A 6,586-nucleotide genomic window follows, 5' to 3' on the forward strand; every position below is an offset into this window, starting at 1 on the left:
CCTCCACCCGGTGCGTCTATTACAAAATTTGGTACAGCAAAACCACTGGTATGACCGATTAATGATTCTATGATTTCCATTCCTTTACCTACCGGTGTCCTGAAATGAGAAAGTCCTTGTGATAAATCACATTGATATAGATAATAAGGTCTGACCCGGTTTTCCACCAATTTATGTACCAATCTTTTCATAATCCTCGGACAATCATTCACCCTTGCCAGTAATACAGATTGGTTACCCAACGGAATACCGGCATCGGCTAATTTCCGCAAGGCTTCTTTGGAATCTTTGGTTATTTCTCTTGGATGATTAAAGTGTGTGTTTAGCCAGATTGGATGATGTTTCTTCAACATATCAACCAGCTCCCGGGTTATACGGAAGGGCAGGACTGCCGGCACCCTGCTACCAATTCTAATTACCTCAACATGGGGTATTTTTCTTAATTCTGATAATATCCAGTCCAGATAATCATCAGAGAGCATTAAAGGGTCACCCCCGGATAATAAAACATCTCTAATCTGAGTATTATTCCTGATATATTCGAGTCCGATTTTTATCTCTTCTTTGGTTGGTATGGAATCTACATCCCCGACTCTTCTCTTTCTGGTACAATGCCGGCAATACATAGAACATGTATTGCTCACTAAAAACAGTACTCTATCCGGATAACGATGCGTTATATTGGTAACCGGACTATCTTTGTCTTCATCTAAAGGGTCTGACATTTCACAGCGGGACCTTAATAGCTCCTCACAACGTGGAAATGCCTGCATAAAGATAGGATCATACCGATAATTATCTACATCAATAAGAGAAAGATAGTAAGGTGTAATCGAAAGTGGAAATGTATCAATAACCTTTTTTAATTCTTGCTTTTCTTTATCTTTGAACCTTATACCGGTTAATTTTTCAAATGTATCTATATCATTGATGCTATGTTTCAACTGCCAATGGTAGTCTTTCCATTTTGACTGGTTTTTAAACTTTTTAAACTCACTTTTTTTCTGTTCTTCAGCAATTACGCGGGTATCCATTCAGAACTCCTTCCGGAAATAATTAAATTATGCATATACCTGGTACCTTTAGAGTATTTTAATTTGGGAATAAAGTAGGAATGCAATAGTATTTCCATTTTTTAATATATAAATATTAACATACCTAATATATAGTACAATAATGTTTTTGTCAAGTTATATGGGTACCTGACATCCGCTGTTTGTTAATCTATGTATATTAAACATTGATTATATGCTTTATTACGGCTACTGATTTTGATTATCAACTTTTATGGTAAGAATATAATTATTTTTTATTATTTAGTATTCTAATTACTTTCAAAGTATATTATATAATAATTATTATGTCTTGTAATATAAAAATAACCCGCCTATTGCCGGGAACCTTCCCAAAATTGAGCAAAAGCGGGTTATATATTTACAATCAATCAAATATAATGAACTTAAAAATATTCTTTTAATTACTCACAAACACTAACACTTTCAATCAGAAATTGAAGGTGTCCAGTACTGGTTTCCATAAATGTCGGTTATCCGATAAGTCATCTGGTAATTATTATTAGTTATATATAAATTCTCTATTTCCCACTCTCCTGTAGCCATATAGCTATCCCCCAGGTAATAGGTATCATAATAATCACCATCATATGTATAATAATCGCAGAGAAAATCAATTTCATCTCCGGGAAGAATCTCTAATAATCCTTTGGCAATTGTCTCGGTCTGGGTTTCTTCATCATATTTTATTTGGGCTCCAAGGACTACTCCATAAGGATTTTCATCATCAAATACTATAATAATATCTACCAGCTGATTATTTAAAAATGCCGGCACACGTCCCTTTATAGAATAATTCTCACCTGAATGGTCATCACTCACCATATAATAACTGACAATATTGCCATTGAGAGCAATCCAGGTGCCGTCATAATCCATTATTAAATCTCCATCCTGGTTGTATTCATACACATTATCCAGTCCTAAATCAATAAATCCCTCACCATCATCAATAAAGACATTCATCTCCATATAATTAATCAGTTCCCACTGTTCCTCAGGCAAAGACAAAACCCGCTGGCCATTCTTTTCAGATATAACCAGGTTAGAGGCATCAAATTGATTTTCCTGGTAATAGGCAACAGATGATTTTAACAAATCAATATCAAGCCATCCAAGTATATTTTCAGCTAATCCGATAATATTGCCAACATCTCCTCCGGACACAAATGCATTCAGCAGGGTTTCTATAGCATTAACTCCGGGGGTTCCGCTGGCAGCAGAAGGCTGACTCTGTGCAGCACCTAAAAAACCACCGAGTAATGTTTCAAGCAGGTTTCCGCTGCCACTTGCTACTGCCTGTCCACCTGCAGCCATACTGGCAAAGCTTTTAATGCATTCACTGTATTCTTCATCCATCTGTATTTCATCATAGGTTTCCAGCATATTGCCAACTTTATTGACTCTGCCATACGGGAAAAAGACAGACAAGCCATTTGCATTGGTTATATTGGTTGATGTTCGATTATATTTGATAGAACCACGCAGTGCATCTGCAAGGGCTTTTGATTCTGCTGTATCTAAATTTTCTGCAAAATGAATTAAATCAATCTGATTAATCCGGGAGGAGGCAGCAAATTCTTTGGTTCCGGCGCGGGCATTGGAAACTAAATGATAATTTTCATTAACAATAAGTTCATTCGCAGAAGAGGCAAATTTTGACAGGGTTTCAGGTACGGTGCCTTTTACTTCTGCCAGATCCACCAGGGAAAGAGTAGCCTGGCTTTGAGGAACCTGGGATCGGACTGTTCTCACATAATCATCAATTAGTCTTTTCCCTAATTCAATTGTAGGTATAGATGTATTTTCAGACAGAGCAGTAATCCATCCTGTATAATACCAGCCAATCCCCGGCTCTACCTCTTCTGATGCGATCATATAATCAGCATATGGCTCCAGAACGATAGCCGTTTCCAATGTTGCCATCAAACAAGCATCAAATCCTATTAAATCAAATAAACATCCGCCATCCTTTAAGGCAGTATTAATTTCATCTAATGTCATACTGTCATTTGCATGATACTGGTCATAACCATAACCGCTCAATGATCCTCCACCATGGTCCCACATTATCAGCATATACCGGTCTGCAGGATAATTTGCTGCACTGTACCTGATAAAATCGGAAAGAGTAGATGGATTAACCATGGATTTTCTTCCCAGGTCTTCTTCCAGTATTTCAAGTCCTTCGTTTAATATTCGATAACGCTGGTTTGTTCGGCTGTCTATAACGCTATTCTGCCAGCGTGATGTACCTCCTGTTTCTACAATAATGTTAACATTTTCAGCTATTTCTGCATTCAATATCTCCTGTAAATCTGAGGTAGCCATTCCTCCCCGGGCTTCCAGGTCAGTGCCACACATATATATCATCATTGTTACCGTATCATTGCCATTTCCCTGCAAAACTGTCCTCTTATCCCGGGCTAAATCAGATACAGACGTAACTACCGGATATGCCCCTCTGTCAGCAGAAAAGACTACTCCAGAACCATCAGTAAATTCAGATTGAATATTTGTGTTATCAGTATCGGAAACATAATTATTTACCTCTCCAATATCTGTACCTGTATTATTGTAAAGAAAATATATGGCAAATATAATAAAAATAATTATTCCGATAACTTTTGACCCTCCTGAAGGAGCCTTGCTTTTTCCACCTGAAGACCAGCTTCCCGAACTACTCCCTCCGGAGGATGTGCTTCCGGTTCGTCCCGAATAACCCTTTGAGTTTCCTACAGGTCTACGGCTTGTTTTATCACCTGTACCGCTACCTCTTTTAAAGACATCAGCAGAACCTGAACCAACCCGTTTTTTTCTTCCTTCAGGCCTTTTTCTTTCCATCTACAATAATCTCCTTTAATTTTAATAAATAAAATCTATCACTAATTAAGGTTATAATAACTATCTAAATTATACCACTGAAAATTTTTTATGGAACAAAAAAGAAGAAGCCACCCTTTTGGGGTGGCTTCTTCTTTAGTTAGGAGGTCTAAAAATGAAAAAGTTATTTGTTGGTTGGTTGGTTTGCTTTTTCAATTTTCAAACTTCCTATATTTTAACATGGAAATACATGTTGTCAAGGGGATTTCAACAAAATTTATTTAATTATTTTTGATTTTTTTTGATTAATCGTTTATTATATATAAGGCAAACATTTGTTTGCTATATACAAAACATAAGAGTATTTTACTCAAACATTGTTTTATGTTTTTAAAACATATTCAAGTAAAAAAATAGATGAGTATTCTCTTTAAACATATTTGGGGTACAAAATTGCAAGAAAAAATAAAAATGGAGCAATTGGAATACTTTGGTATTCCCTCTTATATTATAAATATTTGGAAAAAAAATTATTCTGATACTTTATTACCGGTTCAGGAAAAAGCAGTTCGCCAGTTTGGTCTCCTGCAGCATGGGTACTCTAATAACATAAATATTGATGAATATCGAAAAACATCTAACCCACTTTTAGTTGTATCCCCAAGCTCTTCAGGAAAAACACTTGTTGGAGAAATGGCAGCTATAAAGGAAATCATCACACAGAAAAAAGTTATCTTTTTAGTTCCTTTGCGTGTTCTTGCTGAAGAAAAATATCAGCATTTTCAAAATTTATATCAATCAGCAGGATTAAAGGTTAAAGTATCTTCTGGTGATCATCGTCATCATGATAGAGATATTATTAGTGGGGATTTTCATATCGCTGTTATTGTGTATGAGAAATTCTATTATCTGCAGCTGCAATATCCCGGTTTTCTTAATAATGTATCACTGGTTGTTGCCGATGAAATTCAGTTAATCAATGACCTGCAGCGTGGTCCCCGGTTGGAGAATAATCTTGATTGTCTCCGAATGAGAAATCCGAATATAAGAATTATAGCCCTTTCTGCCTTCTCGGAAAATACCATACATTTAGCTAAATATCTGGGAGCTTCTGTTCTTTTCTCATCCTATAGACCTCTTGAGCTGCGTAAAGGTATTGTACGTAATGGTATCTATCAATATATAGAACATAATACCAGTATTACAGGAAAAGAGGTCTTTTTTGCAAAAGATGATGCCTTTGAATGTAACCTTGCCAGCTATCTGAAAGCTACATTAAGCTACTTGATCAACAATAATGAATCAAGCTTAATATTTTTCTCTACTAAAAAGGAAGTCAGAATCTGGAGCAGGTGGTTAGCTGAACAATTCAATCTATCGCCTGCTAAAGCTGCCATAAATGAACTTAATACCCTGGAAGATTCTACTTCACGGGATGAATTGATTTCTCTCCTGCAAAACAGCATTGTCTATCATTGTGCTGACCTCTCCAGACAGGAACGCCAGCTAATCGAAAAGGCAGTCCGTAGTTGTGACATTAAAATTATCTGCGCCACTGATACTCTTTCCATGGGAGTCAATCTTCCGGTAAATAATGTAATTTTAACCGGCCAGAAGATTATCTCTAAAAAAAATAATGAATTATTGCTCCCAAACTTTCAGAAAAGGGCATTAACCCTCTCTGAGGTTGAAAATATGGGCGGAAGAGCCGGAAGGCTAAAACAGCAAGAATGTTTTGGTAGAATTATTTTTTTAGCACCTTCTCTTATTGAATTAACTGCTTATCAAAGATTATATTTTAATTCTTCAAACTTATTATTACCGGGATACCCTTTATCAAAATGCCACTTATATACCTTACCTGCTCCGGTTATGCAAGATAAGCCTTTCGAAGGTAATGCTTATCAGATTAATGAAGGCTATTCTGATAATAGTAAAACAAGTTGTCTTGCTCTATCTGCTCTCCCTGCTAAACAACTTTCTTATTCAGAAAATTTTCTCTATAAGGTTAAGCCGGTTAAAATCGAATATGATATTTTAACATTTATACTGCAGAGAATAGCTCAAAAACAAAATACTCTTGATGGTATTTATAATTTCAGTAAACAGGACAATGAAAGAATAAGCAATAATTTTTGGCACTACTGGCACTATAAATTTAATAAAAATATTACCAGAAAAAATATGTCAGAAATTCTAAGACAATTAGAAGATACTAAACTTGTTAAAAATTCAAGTAATATTTATTATTTAACTGAAATGGGTGCCCTGGTAGTATCCAGAGGTATTTGCTTTCAAACCTATATTCATTTCCGAAAATGGCTGGAAAATTGTTGTAAAAATGAGATTAGTGAATTGGAGATAATTTTTTTGATATCCACCTCTGTTAATGGAGAAAATTCCCTGATTCCTTCTCCTGTATATAAAACTACTAAATTTAAAAAATCAGCAATTGGTAAATGGAAAAAATATCTTTCCATGAAAATATTAAGCCTGCTGTTTGAACTGGGAGAAGATAATAAACCAATCTTTCAACTCTACCTTAATACAGAATCAGAGAATAAATTTGGCAATGGTAAAAAAATAGACTTGAAAAAATACCTGTCAATAAAAAAGACTCTCCTGTTATTTGACTGGATTAACGGAAGAGAGTTGCGGGAGATTGAAGAGGATTATGGAGTACTGAGCGG

3 protein-coding genes are annotated in these 6,586 nt (G+C 35.5%); 1 reads left to right on the forward strand and 2 read right to left on the reverse strand.

The window, feature by feature from the left end; all coding sequences use genetic code 11:
• Both ablA and PHQ99_07495 read right to left on the reverse strand, forming a co-directional pair.
• Window positions 1-1,034 (reverse strand): lysine 2,3-aminomutase (ablA, locus tag PHQ99_07490; protein MDD4289412.1); only part of this gene is annotated, 1,034 nt, incomplete at its 3' end.
• Between the two features lie 465 nt (window positions 1,035-1,499).
• Complete coding sequence (locus tag PHQ99_07495) at window positions 1,500-3,917, reverse strand: clostripain-related cysteine peptidase (GenBank protein MDD4289413.1); 2,418 nt, start codon at window positions 3,915-3,917, stop codon at window positions 1,500-1,502.
• Window positions 3,918-4,349: 432 nt separating this feature from the next.
• On the opposite strand from PHQ99_07495, the gene PHQ99_07500 reads away from it, so the two are divergent.
• A partial coding sequence (locus PHQ99_07500; GenBank protein MDD4289414.1) for a DEAD/DEAH box helicase occupies window positions 4,350-6,586 on the forward strand: 2,237 nt, incomplete at its 3' end.

Source organism: Atribacterota bacterium (assembly GCA_028703475.1).
In the GTDB taxonomy this organism is placed as follows: Bacteria; Atribacterota; Phoenicimicrobiia; order Phoenicimicrobiales; family Stramentimicrobiaceae; genus JAQVMU01.